The organism is Micromonospora inositola (assembly GCF_900090285.1).
Classification (GTDB): Bacteria; Actinomycetota; Actinomycetes; order Mycobacteriales; family Micromonosporaceae; genus Micromonospora; species Micromonospora inositola.
Window position 1 is genome coordinate 516,525 of sequence record NZ_LT607754.1, and the last position, 14,547, is coordinate 531,071.

Here is a 14,547-nt window from a genome sequence, read left to right on the forward strand (position 1 = left end):
CCGCTTCCGCGCCGCCCCGCCAGCGCCGCGCATACTCCGCTCGGCCGCTACGAAGCTGATGACGTCGGTGAATCACCCAGGGAACCACCCGGGAGTGCCACCACCCGGCCCTGATTCATCCACGACATCAGCTTCGCAGCATCGTGGCAGGACACCCGCCGGCCGGTCGAGGGGCGGCGGGCCCACGCGCCTGGTCGTGCTGCTGTCCCTGCCGCCGCTGGTCGCGCTGGACGCGTTACGGTTCGGGCAGATCTACCGGGCCGTGCAGCGCGCCGTCGAACAGCAGGGGAACGCTCGATGACCCCGTCGGGGCGAGGACGCCGCGCTGACCGGGGTCCGGGTCGGCGGCGATGAACCCCGGGGCGGACGTGACGCGGACCGCCCGGCGTCACCCGGCGTTCCTGGCGCCGCCGACGCACACTGAGGAACATGGCGATTCCCCTCCCCCGGCCCGGCGCGGTCGTCGGCCTCACCCGCTCGGCCCTGGACCAGGCGCTCGGCTCCGCCGCCTCGTTCGCCGCCGTACCGGCCCGCGCCTTCGCGGTCCTCGACGAGGTCGAGGCGCTGCTGCGCCGGATCAACGGGGTGGTGGACCGGATCGACGGCACCCTGGACCGCACCGACCGGGTACTCACCGACGCGGAGACGGCGGTCCGCGAGGTCGCGGTGATCAGCGCCGCCGCCACCGGCGCGATCGAGACCGCCACCGAGGTCGCCGCCGCGGCCGCCGTGGTGGTGGGCGAGGCCGAGCGGGTGGCCCGGGCCGCCGGCGCGGTGGTCGCCGAGGCGGACGCGGTGGCCGGGCGGGCCGCCGGCACGGTGGTCGCCGCCGAGGAGCCCGCCGGCACCGCCGCCGAACTGCTGGCCGCGTACGAGCCGACGCTGCGTCGGGCCGCGCCCATGGCGAGCCGGTTCATCGAGCAGCTCAGCCCGGAGGAGGTGACCGCGGCGATCCGGCTCGTCGACGAGCTGCCGAAGCTCAAGGAGCACCTGACCGCGGACATCCTGCCGATCCTGGCCACCCTGGACCGGGTCGGCCCGGACCTGCACGACCTGCTCGACGTCACCCGCGACCTCAAACTCGCTGTCGCCGGCATCCCCGGGCTGGGCATGCTGCGCCGCCGGGGTGAACGTCTCAGCGACGAGCCGGCCGACTGACCCGTCGGCGCCGGACCCGCGCCGCCACCCTGCCGGCCGGCGCGGCGGAGCGCCCTCGCGAGTCAGGCGGGCGGGGCGTACAGCTCGTCGATCTCGACGCGGCGGGGCAGCGCCACCGAGGCGCCGAGCCGCCGTACGCAGGCCGCCCCGGCCGCCGCCGCCCAGTGCACCGCGTCGACCAGCTCCCGTCCCTCGCCCCAGGCGACGGCCAGGGCGGCGGTGAACGCGTCACCCGCGGCGGTGGAGTCCACCGCCTCGACCTTGACCGGCGGGACGTGCACCGAGCGGCCGTCCCGGTCGACGTACCAGGCGCCCTGCGCGCCGAGGGTCAGCACCGCCCGGGGCACCAGGTCGAGCAGCGCCGCCGGCTCGTCCCGACCCCGGCCGGTGAGCGCCTGCGCCTCGGTCTCGTTGACCACCAGCAGGTCCACCGCGGCGAGCAGGTCCGCCGGCACCTGCCGGGCCGGCGCCGCGTTCAGAATCACCCGGGTGCCGGCGTCCCGGGCCGCCACCGCCGCCTCGGTCACCGTCTCGACCGGCACCTCCAGCTGGGCGACCAGCACGTCCGCCTCGCGTACGGCGTGCAGCTCGCCCTCGGTCAGCCCGACGAACGTCCCGTTGGCGCCGGGCGTCACCAGGATCGCGTTCTCCCCCTCGGCGCCCACCATGACCAGCGCGACCCCGGACGCCCCGTACACCACCCGGAGCTGGCCGGTGTCCACCCCGGCGGCGGTGATCCGGGCCTTGAGGGTGACCCCGAAGGCGTCCGAGCCGATCGCGCCGAGGAAGACGCAGGACGCGCCGGCCCGCACCGCGGCGACCGCCTGGTTGGCGCCCTTGCCGCCGGGGAGCATCACGAAGTCGCTGCCGAGCAGGGTCTCCCCCGGCCGGGGCAGCGCGGGCGCGCTGCCGACCAGGTCCATGTTGGCGCTGCCCACCACAGCCACCCGGGTCTGCTGCATGACGGTTCCTCTCCGCCTCAGGCGGCGCGGGCGGTCCAGCGCTCGCCGGAGCGCTCGACGACCAGGGGCAGGCCGAAGGTCTTCGACAGGTTGTCGGCGGTGAGGGTGTCGGCGAGCAGTCCCTGCGCCATTACGCCGCCCTCACGCAGCAGCAGCGCGTGGGTGAAGCCCGGCGGGATCTCCTCCACGTGGTGGGTCACCAGCACCAGCGCCGGGGCGTCCGGGTCGTACGCCAGCTCGGCCAGCCGGGCCACCAGGTCCTCGCGCCCGCCCAGGTCGAGCCCGGCGGCCGGCTCGTCGAGGAGCAGCAGTTCGGGGTCGGTCATCAGCGCGCGGGCGATCTGCACCCGCTTGCGCTCCCCCTCCGACAGCGTGCCGTACGCGCGGTCGGCCAGGTGCCCGATGCCGAGCTGCCCGAGCAGGGCCCGGGCACGGGCCTCGTCGGTGCGGTCGTAGCTCTCCCGCCAGCGGCCCACCACGGACCAGGCGGCGGTGACCACGACGTCGCTGACCCGCTCGTCGACGGGGACCCGCTCGGCCAGCGCGGCGGTGGAGAGGCCGATCCGCATCCGCAGCTCGTTGACCTCGGTGCGGCCGATCCGCTCGCCGAGCACGTACGCGGCGCCGGTGGTCGGGTGCAGCCGCCCCGCGGCCAGGCTCAGCAGGGTCGTCTTGCCGGCTCCGTTCGGCCCGAGCACCACCCAGCGCTCGTCCAGCTCGACCCGCCAGTCGACGTCGTGCAGCAACGCGGTGCCGGAGCGCTTGACGCCGACCCCGTCGAGGCTGACCACCAGATCCGCGTCCACGGTCGAGGGGGCGGCGGGGGCGCCGGCGGCGCCGGGGATCAGGTCACCAGTCACCGGTCCATCCAATCACGCACCGCGTGCGCTGCCCCCCACGGGCGGCGCCGCCACCATAAGGTGAGGCGCCGTGTCGTTGGTCACCTACCCGGAGGACGGTCCATGCCCTGTCAGGAGCCGCGCGGATGAGCGCGGTCATCGAGATTGAGGGTCTCCGTAAGACCTTCCACACACTCCGCCACGGGCGTCGGGTCGCCGTCGACGGTTTCGACCTGCTGGTCGAGGCCGGCCAGGTGCACGGCTTCCTCGGGCCCAACGGCTCGGGCAAGACCACCACGCTGCGCGCCCTGCTGGGGCTGGTCGGGGCGGACGGCGGCCGGATGAGCGTGCTCGGGGCGCCCTCGCCGGCGCGGCTGCCCGAGGTCGCCGGCCGGGTCGGCGCGATCGTGGAGAGCCCGCAGTTCTTCGGCAACTTCACCGCCCACCGGACGCTGCGGCTGCTCGCCGTGGCCGGGGGCGTGCCGACCAGCCGGGTGGACGAGGTGCTGGAGCAGGTCGGCCTGCGCGATCGGGGCGACGAGCGGGTCAAGGGCTACTCGCTGGGCATGAAGCAGCGGCTGGCGGTGGCGTCGGCGTTGCTGAAGAGCCCGGAACTGCTGATCCTCGACGAGCCGGCGAACGGGCTGGACCCGGCGGGGATCCGGGAGATGCGGGACCTGATGCGGTCGCTCTCCGCGGCGGGCGTGACCGTACTGCTCTCCAGCCACATCCTGGCCGAGATCCAGCTCATCTGCGACCACGTGACGATCATCAGCCGGGGCCGCCGGGTCGCGGCCGGGCCGGTCGACGAGGTGCTCGCCGGTTTCGACCAGCACGAGTGGCAGGTCCGGGTGGCCGAGCCGGAGCGCGCGGCGGAGCTGCTGCGGGCGCTCGGGCTGGCGGTCACCACGCATCCCGACCAGCTGGTGATCGCCGGGGTGGACGAGCCGGAGCTGATCAGCCGCACGCTGGGCGAGCAGGGCCTCTGGGTACGCGAGCTGGTCCCGCTCCGGCCGGACCTGGAGAGCGTCTTCCTGGAGCTGACCGGGACCACGCCGCAGCCGGCGGTGCCCCGCCAGGTGGGCGGTTCGGTCCGGCCGGACGCCGGTCCGGAAGACCTGGTGATCGACCTCGACGCGCGCGAGAACCGGGAGGTGGGGGCGTGAACCTGGTCCGTGCCGAGTTGGAGCGGCTGTCCGCGCGCCGCTTCGTGCAGCTGATGGTGGTGCTGCTGCTGACCGCGTTCGCGGTTACCGCCGCGACCACGCTCGCCGGGTCGCACCGGCCGACCCCGGCCGAGATGAGCCGGGCCCAGGCCCAGGCCGCCGAGCAGCGGAGCAGCATGACGGCGGCGCACGACCGGTGCCTGCGGATCAAGGCGGGGACGCTCGCGCCCGAGGAGAGCGACTACGTCCCCGGGGACTGCAGCGAGATCGACCCGGTCCGGATGGAGCGGGTGCCGGTGGCGGCGGACTTCCTCAACGGCGTCTTCACCTTCGCCAACCAGGCCCGCCCGCTGCTCTACTTCCTTGTCGCCTTCCTGATGCTCTTCGGCTTCCTGGTCGGGGCGTCGTACATCGGGGCCGACCTGAACTCCGGCGGGGTGGTGAACCTGCTCCTCTGGCGGCCCCGCCGGTGGGCGGTGCTCGGCGCGAAGCTCAGCACCCTGCTCGGCGCGCTGCTGGTGCTCTCGGCGGTGGCGTCGGCGGCGTACCTGGCCGTGTTCTGGCTGATCGGGCAGACCGCCGGGCTGCCGGGCCGGCTGGACGGCGAATTCTGGCAGTCGCTGGGCGGGACGTACGGACGAGGGCTGGTGCTGGTGCTGCTGGCCGCCGCGCTGGGTTTCGCGATCGCCACGCTGGGCCGGCACACGTCGGCGGCGCTGGGCACGGTGGCCGCGTACCTGGTGGTATGGGAGTTGGGCGCCCGGCTGGTGCTGCAGATCGTCGGGGCGGCCCGCCCCGACCAGTGGATGCTCTCCAGCTATCTGGCCGCCTGGCTCACCGGGGGGGCCCGGTTCTGGGACAACCACGCGTGCCGGGGCGAGGTGAACGGCTTCTGCGACGGCTTCTACACCCTGAGCTGGGCGCCGGGGCTTGCGGTGCTGCTCGCGCTGACGGCGGCGCTGGTGGTGGCCGCCTTCGCCGCGTTCCGTCGCCGCGACCTGATCTGACCGCGCTGACCGGCTCCCGCCCCCGGCGGTGGGAGCCGGTCAGCGCACGGCAACTCCTTGCAGAGATGAGTTGCCTCGTGAAGAATTCCTTCACATGGCGGCGCCACCGACGAGGGCACCGGCCGGCAGGCCCGCCGGCCGGTCAGCCGACCGTGGAGCCGAACACCTCGTCGCGAACCGCGTCCAGCGCGGTACGCAGCGCGCCCCGCAGGATCGGCTCCTCGGTGAGCCCGGTGGGCACCACCCGGGGGCGGACCAGCGTGATCGCCGCGACCTCGTGCTGCACCCGCTCGGCCAGCGCCGCCCCACCGGCCTGGCCCACCTCGCCGGCGAGCACCACCAGCGGCGGGTCGAGCACCACGCAGGTGCTGGCCACCCCGAGGGCCAGCCGGCGGCCCAGCTCGTCGAGGACCGGGCCACCCGCCGCGCCGGCGGCGACGGCGGCGCGCACCGCGTCGGCCGGGGTGTCGGCGGCGAAGCCGTGCTCGGCGGCCACCGCATGGACCGCGTCGGCACCGGCGAGCTGCTGGAACGCCGGCTTGGCCCGCTTGGAGACGTCCCGCGGGATCGACGCCCCGGGGACCGGCAGGTAGCCGATCTCGCCGGCCGCGCCGCTGCTGCCGTGGTGCAGCCGGCCGCCGAGCATGATCGCCAGGCCGACGCCCGCTCCCACCCACACCAGCACGAAGTCCGACACCCCCTGGGCGGCGCCGGACTGCGCCTCGGCGACGGCGGCGAGGTTGACGTCGTTCTCGAAGACCACCGGGGTGTGCAGGTCCTCCCGGAGCGCGGCGAGCAGGCCGCTGTGCCAGCGCGGCAGGTTGAACGCGAAGGTGATGTCCCCGGTGCCCGGGTCGACCAGGCCGGGGGTGCCCAGCACGACCCGCCGTACGCTCGACAGCTCCGCGCCGGCGCTGCTCGCCGCCTGGACCACCGCGTTGTGCACCACGCCCACCGGGTCGTCGGTGTCCTTCGTGGACTGCTCCACCCGGCCGATCACCGCGCCGGTGATGTCCGCGCAGGCCGCCACCACCCGCTCCGCGCCGACGTCGACCCCGACCACGTGGGCGCTGCCCGGCCGGACCGCGTAGAGCTGGGCGTTCGGGCCCCGCCCGCCGGCCTGCTCGCCGACCCGGGTGACCAGGCCCCGCTCCTCCAGCCGCTCCACCAGCTGGGAGGCGGTGACCTTGGAGAGCCCGGTCAGCTCGCCGATCCGGGCCCGGGTGAGGGGGCCGCGTTCGAGGAGCAGCTCCAGCGCCGCGCGGTCATTGAGCGCCCGCAACAGGCGAGGGGTGCCGGGCAGCCGGGTCGCACTCATGCCACGTCCTCTATTTTCAGTAAACTTTGCTAACCACTAAAGACCTGCAGACGGGTGCCCGTTAGCGTATCGGCCACCCCGATCCGGAGTCTTCGGACGACCCGGCAGCGACGCCGTCCGGGACGGCCGCTCCGGTGCGACACTCGTGCCGTCCGGCACCGAAAGGGGTAACACGTGGGGTTGGATCCAGGACTTCGCCGGCTCGCGCTGGGCACCCTGCTCGCCGCGTACCCGGGGCCGGTCCCGCCCGACTGGGCGGTGGACCTGCTGGCCGAGGGACTCGCCGGGCACACCCTGTTCGGCACCAACATCCACGACCCGGCCCAGGTGGCGGCGGGCACCGCCGCCCTGCGGGCCGGCCGGTCGGACGTCATCATCGCGATCGACGAGGAGGGCGGTGACGTCACCCGGCTGGCCCACGCCACCGGCAGCCCGTACCCAGGCAACGCCGCGCTCGGCGCGGTCGACGACGTGACGCTGACCCGCCAGGTGTACGCGGCGATCGGCGCGGAGCTGGCCGCCCTCGGCATCACCGTCGACCTGGCCCCCACCGTCGACGTCAACACCGCGGACGACAACCCGGTCATCGGCACCCGCTCGTTCGGCGCCGACCCGGCCCGGGTGGCCGCCCACTCGGCCGCCGCCGTGACCGGCCTCCAGTCGGCCGGGGTGGCCGCCTGCGCCAAGCACTTCCCCGGCCACGGCGCGACCGTCGCCGACTCCCACCACGAGCTGCCCACCGTCGACGTGCCGCCGGCCCTCCTGCGCCAGCGGGACCTGCCGCCGTTCGCGGCCGTCGTCGACGCCGGCGTCCGCGCGGTGATGACCGCCCACATCCGGGTGCCGGCGCTGACCGGCGACGGCCCGGCCACCTTCAGCCGGGCGGTCCTGGTCGACCTGCTGCGCCGGGAGTACGGCTTCACCGGCACCGTGATCACCGACGCGCTGGAGATGAAGGGCGCCGCGCTGGCCGCGGGCGGCGTCGGACTGGCCGCCGTGCGCGCCCTGGCCGCCGGGGCCGACCTGCTCTGCATCGGCGCGAAGGTCGACGCCGAACTGGTGGAGCAGGTGGCGGCGGAGATCGTCGAGGCGCTCGCCGACGGGCGGTTGGACCGGGGCCGGGTCGAGGAGGCGGCCGGCCGCGCCGCCGACCTGGCCGCCTGGACCAGCGCCCCCGGCACCCCGAAGCCGGGCGTCGACGGGCTCGGGTACGCCGCGGCGCTCCGGGCGGTACGCGTCGAGGGCGACGTCGCCGAGCTGACCAAGCCGCTCGTGGTGCAGCTGCACGCCGACTCCACCATCGCCGAGGGTCGGGTGCCGTGGGGGCTGGGCCCGCACATCGCCGACGCCGAGGAGGTCCGCGCGTTGGCCGGTGAGACCGACCCGGAGGCGCTGCGCCGACTCGCCGGGGACCGACCCATCGTGCTGGTCGGCCGGCATCTGCACCGGCTCCCGGGCGGCCCGGAGCTGGTCGACGCGCTGGCCGCCATGCACCCGGTCACGGTGGTGGAGATGGGCTGGCCGGGCCGCTGGCGGCCGACCGGCGCCCGGGCGTTCGTCATCACGTACGGCGCCAGCCACGCCAACGGACGAGCAGCGGCACAGGTGCTCGGTCTCACCGGCTGATCCGGCGGTCTGAGCGGGCCGGGTAGCGGGTAAACGAGCGGGATGACCGCCACCGGCCCCTGGCTCCGGGCCCTCGCTGACCTGCTCGACCGGTCGCACCGGCTCCCGCCGGACACGCTGCCGGAGGCGGTGAACGCGGCCCTGGGCGACCTCGGCGTCACGGTCACCGCCTACCTGGTGGACGCCGAGCAGGAGTGGCTGCGCCCGCTGCCCGAGGCGGGGCGGCCGCTGCCCGAGCCGCTGCCGATCGACACCAGCCTGCCCGGCCGCGCCTACACGGACGTGCGGGCCCGCGCCGGGCAGGACGGCCGGCTCTGGGTGCCGGTGGTCGACGGTACGGAACGGCTGGGCCTGCTGGCGGTCTCGCTGCCGAACGGACTCGATCCGGAGGACGACGCCGTCCGCGACGGCTGCCGCCTGATCGCCGGGTTGATCGGCCACCTGGTGGCGAGCAAGACGGCGTACGGCGACCTCCTGCGCCGGGCCCGGCGCAGTGCCCCGATGGCGCTGTCGGCCGAGCTGCTCTGGCAGTTGCTCCCGCCGCTGACCTTCGCCACCGAGGCCGTGGTGGTCAGCGCGATCCTCGAGCCCTGCTACGAGGTCGGCGGGGACGCCTTCGACTACGCGTTGGACGGCGGGACGCTCGCGCTGGCGATCCTGGACGGGGTGGGGCACGGCCTGCCGGCGGTGCTCACCACCTCGGTCGCGCTCTCCGCGCTGCGGGCGGCCCGGCGCGCCGGCACGGAACTGGCCGGTCTGGCCGCGGCGGTTGACGCCGGGCTGCGCAGCCAGTGGACGGACGGGCGGTTCGTGACCGGCCAGCTGGCCTCCCTCGACGTCGACAGCGGCCGGCTCCGGTACGTCAACGCCGGGCATCCCGCCCCGGTGCTGCTGCGCCGCGGTCGGGCCGTACGCGCGCTGACGGGTGGGCGGCGCATCCCGTTCGGCCTGGCGTTCGGCGGTCCGACCGCAGCCGAGGTGGCCGAGATCCGGCTGGAGCCCGGCGACCGGCTGCTGCTGCACACCGACGGCGTCACCGAAGCCCGGAACGCCGCCGGCGAGATGTTCGGGCTGCCCCGGATGGCCGATCTCGCCGAGCGGCTGGTCGGGTCCGGCCTGGCGGCCCCGGAGACGCTACGCAGGTTGAGCCGGGCGGTGACGGAACACCGGGGCACGGGGTCCGGCGACGACGCCACGATGGTGCTGCTGGAGTGGTCCGGCGAGGCGGCGGCGCGGGTGGAGCCCTGACGAGGGACGGGTCAGCGCAGCCGGCGCCAGCCGGGCTCGGCGGTGGGGGTGCCGTCCGCGTCGCCGCCGGGGAGGCCGAGCAGCACGTCGACCGCGGTGATCCGCAGGACCCGGGTCACCACCGGTTGCGGGTTGGTCACCCGCAGGGTGCCGCCCCGGCCGACCGCCTCGGCGGCGCCGCGCAGCAGGATGGCCACGCCGGTCGAGTCGAGGAACCTCACGTCGGCGAGATCGATCACGACCTCCACCAGGCCGGGCCGGTCGAGGACGGCGTCCAGCGCCCGTTCGAGCCGAGGGGCGCTGGCCAGGTCGACCTCGCCGACCGGGGTCAGCACGACGCGGCCGGGGCCCGCCTCCCGCGTTCCGACCTGCATGACCCCGCCCCAGTGAGAGAGAACCGATTCCCCCGACCGTCGACGGGCGCCGGGGCGACGATACCGGGCGGGGCCCGGTCCCACCACCGGACGGACCGGAGGGGGCCCTTCTTGAACATGTTCAAAATCTGTCCTACACTGAGCCGGACCTCAATTTGAACATGTTCAAGAAGGACGGCGAGATGGACGTCAAGGTCTGGATGTACCTGATCTACCTGGCGGTCAGCATCGGCCTGACCGTGTGGGTGGCCCGGGCGCTCTCCCGCAACGGGCTGGTCTTCCTGGAGGAGGTCTTCGCCGACCGGCGGCTCGCCGACGCGGTCAACAGCCTCCTCGTGGTCGGCTTCTACCTGCTCAACCTCGGCTACGTGACGGTGGCCATGAAGCACGCCGACCCGGTGGTCACCACCAGCCAGGCGATGGAGGAGCTCTCCATGAAGGTCGGCTGGGTGCTGCTGGTCCTCGGCCTGCTGCACTTCTTCAACGTCTTCGCGCTCGGCCGCTACCGCCGCAGCAGGCTGCGGCAGCTCGCCCCGCACCCGCCGATCGCGCCGGTGGGTCACCTGCCGGTGCAGCCCGGCCCCCGGCCGGTCGGCCCGGCGATGCCCGGACACGGGATGCCCGGACCCGCGACCGGGGGCTCCGCGCCGGCCGGCCCGACGCCGCCCCCACCCGCGCGATGAACGCCCCGCCGGGCGGCGGCGGAGCGGGCGTGGCCCCGGCGGACTCCACCGGGCACGGGGCCGGTGGGGTCCGCGGGTTCACCGTCCTCTACGACGCGCACTGCCCGCTGTGCCGGGCCGCCCGGCGGTGGTTGGCGTCCCGGCCGCAGCTCGTACCCCTGGAGTTCGTGCCGGCCGGCTCGGCCGAGGCCCGGCGGCGCTTCCCCGGCCTCGACCACGACGCGACGCTGCGGGACCTGACCGTCGTCGCCGACACCGGCGCGATCTACGCGGGGGACGGCGCCTGGTTCGCCTGCCTCTGGGCGCTGGCCGACCACCGGTCCACCGCCGAACGGCTGGCCCGCCCCCACCTGCTGCCGCTGGCCCGGCGGGTGGTGGCGACCGCCTCCTCGATACGCGAGCTGGTCCGGGAACCAGGACCGGACCCGGGATACGGTGGCGACGATGACCGAGCAGACTGCCCCGACGACCGGTGCGGGTGGCCCGACCACCGGCGAACCGGCGACCGCCCGGGGTGAGCAGACCCGGCAGCTCATCCTGGACACGGCGATGCGGCTGTTCCGGGAGCGCGGCTACGCCCGGACGACCATGCGCGCGATCGCCCAGGAGGCGGGCGTGGCGGTGGGCAACGCCTACTACTACTTCGGCTCCAAGGACCACCTGATCCAGGAGTTCTACGCGGACACCCAGACCGAGCACCTGGCGGCGGCCGCGCCGGTGCTCGCCCGGGAACGCGAGTTCGCCGCGCGGCTGGCCGGCGCGCTGCACGCCGGGGTCGACGTGCTCACCCCGTACCACTCGTTCGCCGCGAGCTTCTTCAAGACCGCCGCCGAGCCCACCTCACCGATGAGCCCGTTCTCCGCCGAGTCCTCCGCGCCCCGGGAGGCGTCCATCGCGCTGTTCCGGGAGGTGCTGGAGGGGTCCACGGCCCGGGTCGACGCGGAGCTGCGGCCGGCGCTGCCCGAGCTGCTCTGGCTCGCGTACATGGGAGTGGTCCTCTACTGGGTGCACGACCGATCCCCGGAGCAGGTCCGCACCCGGAAGCTGATCGACGGGGCGGTGCCGCTGGTCGACCGGCTGGTCGGGCTCTCCCGGCTACGGGTGCTGCGACCGGTGACCCGCCAGGTGCTCGACCTCATCCGCACTCTGCGTCACTGACGACGTGCGGCCTCCCCCGTCAGCGCGGGAAGACCCCGAACGATGTCCAGCCCCGGTCCGGAAAGCCGGCCGCCTCGGCCACCCGGGCGGACGCGGCGTTGTCGAAGTTGTGCAGGTAGGTGGGGACGGCGCCCTCGTCGAGCACCCGCCGGGCCGCCTGGGCGACGAGCCGCCGGGCCAGGCCCCGGCCCCGGGCGGCCGGTACCGTGCCGACGGCCAGCTCGTGCCCGTGGGCGTCGTGCCGCTTGATCCCCGCGCCGGCGAGGTATCGCCCGTCGGCGTCCCGCACCACCAGCACCTCCCGGTCGAACAGCCGCAGCCAGGGCGGCAGCCCCGGCCCCGTCGGCGAAACCCACTCGCCGACGTCGGGCAGCGGCGCCGGGGCCAGGCTCCACCGGAAGGCGCCCGCGTGGGTGGTCCAGTCCGGCAGCCCGACCGTCGCGGGCAGCTCCGGCAGGACGTTCTCCCCCGGACGTCCGTCGACCAGGGCCCGGACCGCCTCGACCCGGTCCGGCGGTACGGAAAGGACGGCGCAGCCGGGCGCGGCGACCGCGATGGCGGGCCGCAGCCGGCCGTCCCAGGCCGGTCGCGCGCGGCGGTACGAGCGGACCACGTGCAGCCCCGGACCGGCCGGCCACTGCCCCAGCCAGGTCGCCAGGTGCAGGAACAACCGCCGGTCGAGCACCGGAGCCACCTCCTCACCCGCCGGACCGTCCGCCGACGATCACGGTACCCGGGCGGGCCGCTCGGGCGTCCGGATCTCGGCCGGCCCGGACATTCGCCAGGCGCCCCTACCGGCGGACCAGTTCGACGAACCAGCGGCGGTCGAGCGGCAGCACGGCGGCGACCCGGAAGCCGGCGGCGGACGCCAGCGGCCCGGCCAGCTCCACCCCCACCCGGGCCCAGCGGAACGCCGGCCCCCACTCGTCGTCGCCGGCCCGCCCGCCCGAGGTGACGCACGCGCGCCCCCGCCACAGGCCCGCGCCCGGCGGCGCCAGCTCGACCAGCGCCGTGCCACCGGGACGCAGCAGGCCGGCGCAGCGGCGCAGCAGGCGTACCGGGTCGCCGCCGATGCCGATGTTGCCGTCAACCAGCAGGGCATGCGCCCAGCGTCCCTCGCCGGGCAGCGGCGCGAGGACGTCCCGGCGCAGGGCGGCCGCACCCCGGCCCCGGGCCAGCCGGACGGCGACCGCCGAGACGTCCACGCCGAGGGCGACCAGCCCACGCTCGGCCAGCGCGGCGGTGAGCCGACCTGGCCCGCAGCCCAGGTCGATGGTCGGCCCGGAGCAGCGCCGCACCACCTCGGTCAACGCCGGCTCCGGCGGCCCGTGCCACCGGCGCACCGGCAGCGGCACCCGCGGCCCGTCGCCGAGCACCAGCCAGTGCGCGCGCTCGCTGGAGCGGTCGACGAGTTCGGCCAGCGCGGCCTCGAAGCCGCCGGCGAGCACCCCGGATCCGGTCACCGGGCGCGCCGGGCCGGGCGCGCCGAGAGCGGCTCCGGCCGCACCGCACGTCCGGCCGAGCCACCCTCGACCTCCCGCACCGCCCGGGTGAAGGCGCCGGTCAGCCCACCCTCGATCTCCCGGACCGCCGCGGCGAAGCGGCCGGCCGGCGCGGCGGCGGCGACGGCCTGGGCGGATGGCCACTCGTCCACGTCGGCGAGCTGCGGCAGGGCCCCGACCCGCAGGGCCCGGCCGGTCAGCGCGGCCCGGGTCAGCCGCCCGGTCGCCGGGGTGGACATCGGCACGCCCCGCAGCACGGCCGCCGCAGCCGGATCGCGCAGCCCCAGCGCCCACCAACCGCCGTCCACGGCCGTGCCGAGCAGCGCGTCCGCCCCGGCCAGCGCGTCCACGGCCGCGCCGAGCAGGTCGGCGCCGACCTGCGGGGTGTCCATGCCGAGCTGCAGCACCGGTTGGCCGGGGAACGCCGCACCCGCGTCCGCGTGCGCGGCGGCCAGTCGCTCGCCAAGGCCCCGGCCGCGCTGGGACAGCAGGGTCCAGCCGGCCAGCGCGGCCCGGATCTCCGCACCGCGTACCGCCCGGTCGAGGGGGCCGGTGTGGGCCAGCACCGGCGCCACGCCGGGCACCGCCCGGACCGCGTCCAGGGTGTCCAGCAGCGCGGCGGCGGCGACCGCCGCGGCCCGGTCGGCATCGAGCGGCGGGCAGAGCCGGGTCTTCACCTGGCCCGGCACGGGCGCCTTCGCCAGCACCAGCAGCACCGTCATGAGAGCCGTCCTTCGTTCGCGACCGCGGGGCTCCGCTGCGTTGCGCTCACCGGAGCGACCCCCGCCCGCAGCACCGCCGTCATGTCGCGCACCGCGCGGGCGGTGCCCCGGACCGAGCCGGAGACCTTCGACCGGGTGCCGGCCGCCCGCGGCGCGTACCGCACGTCCAGCTCGACGATCCGCCACCCGGCGGCGGCCGCGCGGAGCAGCAGCTCCAGCGGGTAGCCGAAGGCACGGTCCGCGACGCCGAGTTCCAGCAGCGCCGCGCGGCGGGCCACGCGGATCGGGCTCAGGTCGTGCACCGGTACGCCCCGGCGGCGCAGCCCGGCGGCGAGGAGCGCGTTGCCGGCGCGGGCGTGCCACGGCCAGGCGGCGCGGGTCATCGGCCGGCGACGCCCGGCGACCAGGTCGGCCCGGCCCGCCAGCACCGGCCCGGCCAGGCCAGGCAGCTCCCCCGGGTCGAACGAGCCGTCCGCGTCCAGCACGCAGACCAGCTCGGCACGGGCGGCGAGCAGCCCGGTGTGGACGGCGGCGCCGTAGCCGCGCCGGGGTTCGTGCACCACCCGGGCGCCGTGCGCGGCGGCCACCTCGGGCGAGCCGTCGGTGGAGCCGTTGTCCACCACGACGGCGCGGTACCCGGGCGGCAGCCCGGCGAGCACACCGGGCAGGGCGGCCGCCTCGTCCAGGCACGGCAGCACCACGTCGACCACTGTCTCCATGCCGGGGACGCTAGGCCGCCCCGGCCCGGGTCCGCGCCCTCGTCGCGGTTACGGAACCCTTACGC

Annotated in this window: 16 protein-coding genes; 8 read left to right on the plus strand and 8 right to left on the minus strand. The window is 76.0% G+C overall.

The genetic code is table 11. From position 1 onward, the window contains the following. Positions 1-429: 429 nt before the first annotated feature. Positions 430-1,158 carry a hypothetical protein gene (locus GA0070613_RS02375; RefSeq protein ID WP_089010776.1) on the plus strand — a complete coding sequence of 243 codons (729 nt, stop codon included), beginning with the start codon at positions 430-432 and terminating at the stop codon, positions 1,156-1,158. Between the two features lie 62 nt (positions 1,159-1,220). On the opposite strand, the gene GA0070613_RS02380 is transcribed toward GA0070613_RS02375, so the two are convergent. Then, on the minus strand, positions 1,221-2,120 hold the full coding sequence (locus GA0070613_RS02380) for a ribokinase (RefSeq protein ID WP_089010777.1): 900 nt from the start codon (positions 2,118-2,120) through the stop codon (positions 1,221-1,223). Positions 2,121-2,137: 17 nt separating this feature from the next. Further along, positions 2,138-2,980: an ABC transporter ATP-binding protein gene (locus GA0070613_RS02385; RefSeq protein WP_089010778.1), complete on the minus strand. Its 843-nt coding sequence runs from the start codon at positions 2,978-2,980 to the stop codon at positions 2,138-2,140. Between the two features lie 125 nt (positions 2,981-3,105). Between GA0070613_RS02385 and GA0070613_RS02390 the strand changes: the two genes are divergently transcribed. After that, a complete protein-coding gene (locus GA0070613_RS02390; protein ID WP_089010779.1) occupies positions 3,106-4,125 on the plus strand; it encodes an ABC transporter ATP-binding protein in 1,020 nt (339 codons plus the stop codon). Next, a complete protein-coding gene (locus GA0070613_RS02395; protein WP_089010780.1) occupies positions 4,122-5,132 on the plus strand; it encodes an ABC transporter permease subunit in 1,011 nt (336 codons plus the stop codon). The genes GA0070613_RS02390 and GA0070613_RS02395 overlap by 4 nt, the downstream gene beginning before the upstream one ends. A 142-nt stretch (positions 5,133-5,274) precedes the next feature. Here GA0070613_RS02395 and GA0070613_RS02400 read toward each other — a convergent pair whose 3' ends face one another. Then, positions 5,275-6,450 carry an ROK family transcriptional regulator gene (locus GA0070613_RS02400; protein ID WP_089010781.1) on the minus strand — a complete coding sequence of 392 codons (1,176 nt, stop codon included), beginning with the start codon at positions 6,448-6,450 and terminating at the stop codon, positions 5,275-5,277. A 174-nt stretch (positions 6,451-6,624) separates the two neighbouring features. On the opposite strand from GA0070613_RS02400, the gene GA0070613_RS02405 reads away from it, so the two are divergent. Beyond that, on the plus strand, positions 6,625-8,076 hold the full coding sequence (locus tag GA0070613_RS02405; RefSeq protein WP_089010782.1) for a glycoside hydrolase family 3 protein: 1,452 nt from the start codon (positions 6,625-6,627) through the stop codon (positions 8,074-8,076). A gap of 42 nt (positions 8,077-8,118) precedes the next feature. After that, positions 8,119-9,324 carry a PP2C family protein-serine/threonine phosphatase gene (locus GA0070613_RS02410; RefSeq protein WP_089010783.1) on the plus strand — a complete coding sequence of 402 codons (1,206 nt, stop codon included), beginning with the start codon at positions 8,119-8,121 and terminating at the stop codon, positions 9,322-9,324. An 11-nt stretch (positions 9,325-9,335) separates the two neighbouring features. On the opposite strand, the gene GA0070613_RS02415 is transcribed toward GA0070613_RS02410, so the two are convergent. Then, on the minus strand, positions 9,336-9,698 hold the full coding sequence (locus tag GA0070613_RS02415) for an STAS domain-containing protein (protein WP_089010784.1): 363 nt from the start codon (positions 9,696-9,698) through the stop codon (positions 9,336-9,338). Between the two features lie 161 nt (positions 9,699-9,859). Here GA0070613_RS02415 and GA0070613_RS02420 point away from each other — a divergent pair, with 161 nt between their 5' ends. From GA0070613_RS02420 to GA0070613_RS02430, 3 genes are read left to right on the plus strand one after another with little or no spacing between them, the layout of a single operon-like run. Next, positions 9,860-10,381 carry a hypothetical protein gene (locus GA0070613_RS02420; RefSeq protein ID WP_231929635.1) on the plus strand — a complete coding sequence of 174 codons (522 nt, stop codon included), beginning with the start codon at positions 9,860-9,862 and terminating at the stop codon, positions 10,379-10,381. A gap of 29 nt (positions 10,382-10,410) precedes the next feature. Further along, positions 10,411-10,899: a thiol-disulfide oxidoreductase DCC family protein gene (locus GA0070613_RS02425; protein ID WP_231929636.1), complete on the plus strand. Its 489-nt coding sequence runs from the start codon at positions 10,411-10,413 to the stop codon at positions 10,897-10,899. Further along, on the plus strand, positions 10,826-11,539 hold the full coding sequence (locus GA0070613_RS02430; protein WP_089010786.1) for a TetR family transcriptional regulator: 714 nt from the start codon (positions 10,826-10,828) through the stop codon (positions 11,537-11,539). The genes GA0070613_RS02425 and GA0070613_RS02430 overlap by 74 nt, the downstream gene beginning before the upstream one ends. Before the next feature lie 19 nt (positions 11,540-11,558). On the opposite strand, the gene GA0070613_RS02435 is transcribed toward GA0070613_RS02430, so the two are convergent. The 4 genes from GA0070613_RS02435 to GA0070613_RS02450 form a co-directional block, all read right to left on the minus strand. After that, positions 11,559-12,224 carry a GNAT family N-acetyltransferase gene (locus tag GA0070613_RS02435; protein WP_089010787.1) on the minus strand — a complete coding sequence of 222 codons (666 nt, stop codon included), beginning with the start codon at positions 12,222-12,224 and terminating at the stop codon, positions 11,559-11,561. A gap of 106 nt (positions 12,225-12,330) precedes the next feature. Further along, positions 12,331-13,002, minus strand: coding sequence for a class I SAM-dependent methyltransferase (locus GA0070613_RS02440; protein WP_089010788.1), 672 nt, complete (start codon positions 13,000-13,002; stop codon positions 12,331-12,333). Continuing rightward, positions 12,999-13,763, minus strand: coding sequence for a TIGR04282 family arsenosugar biosynthesis glycosyltransferase (locus GA0070613_RS02445; protein ID WP_089010789.1), 765 nt, complete (start codon positions 13,761-13,763; stop codon positions 12,999-13,001). Before GA0070613_RS02445 ends, GA0070613_RS02440 begins: the two co-directional genes overlap by 4 nt. After that, positions 13,760-14,482: a glycosyltransferase family 2 protein gene (locus GA0070613_RS02450; protein ID WP_089010790.1), complete on the minus strand. Its 723-nt coding sequence runs from the start codon at positions 14,480-14,482 to the stop codon at positions 13,760-13,762. Before GA0070613_RS02450 ends, GA0070613_RS02445 begins: the two co-directional genes overlap by 4 nt. Positions 14,483-14,547: the final 65 nt, after the last annotated feature.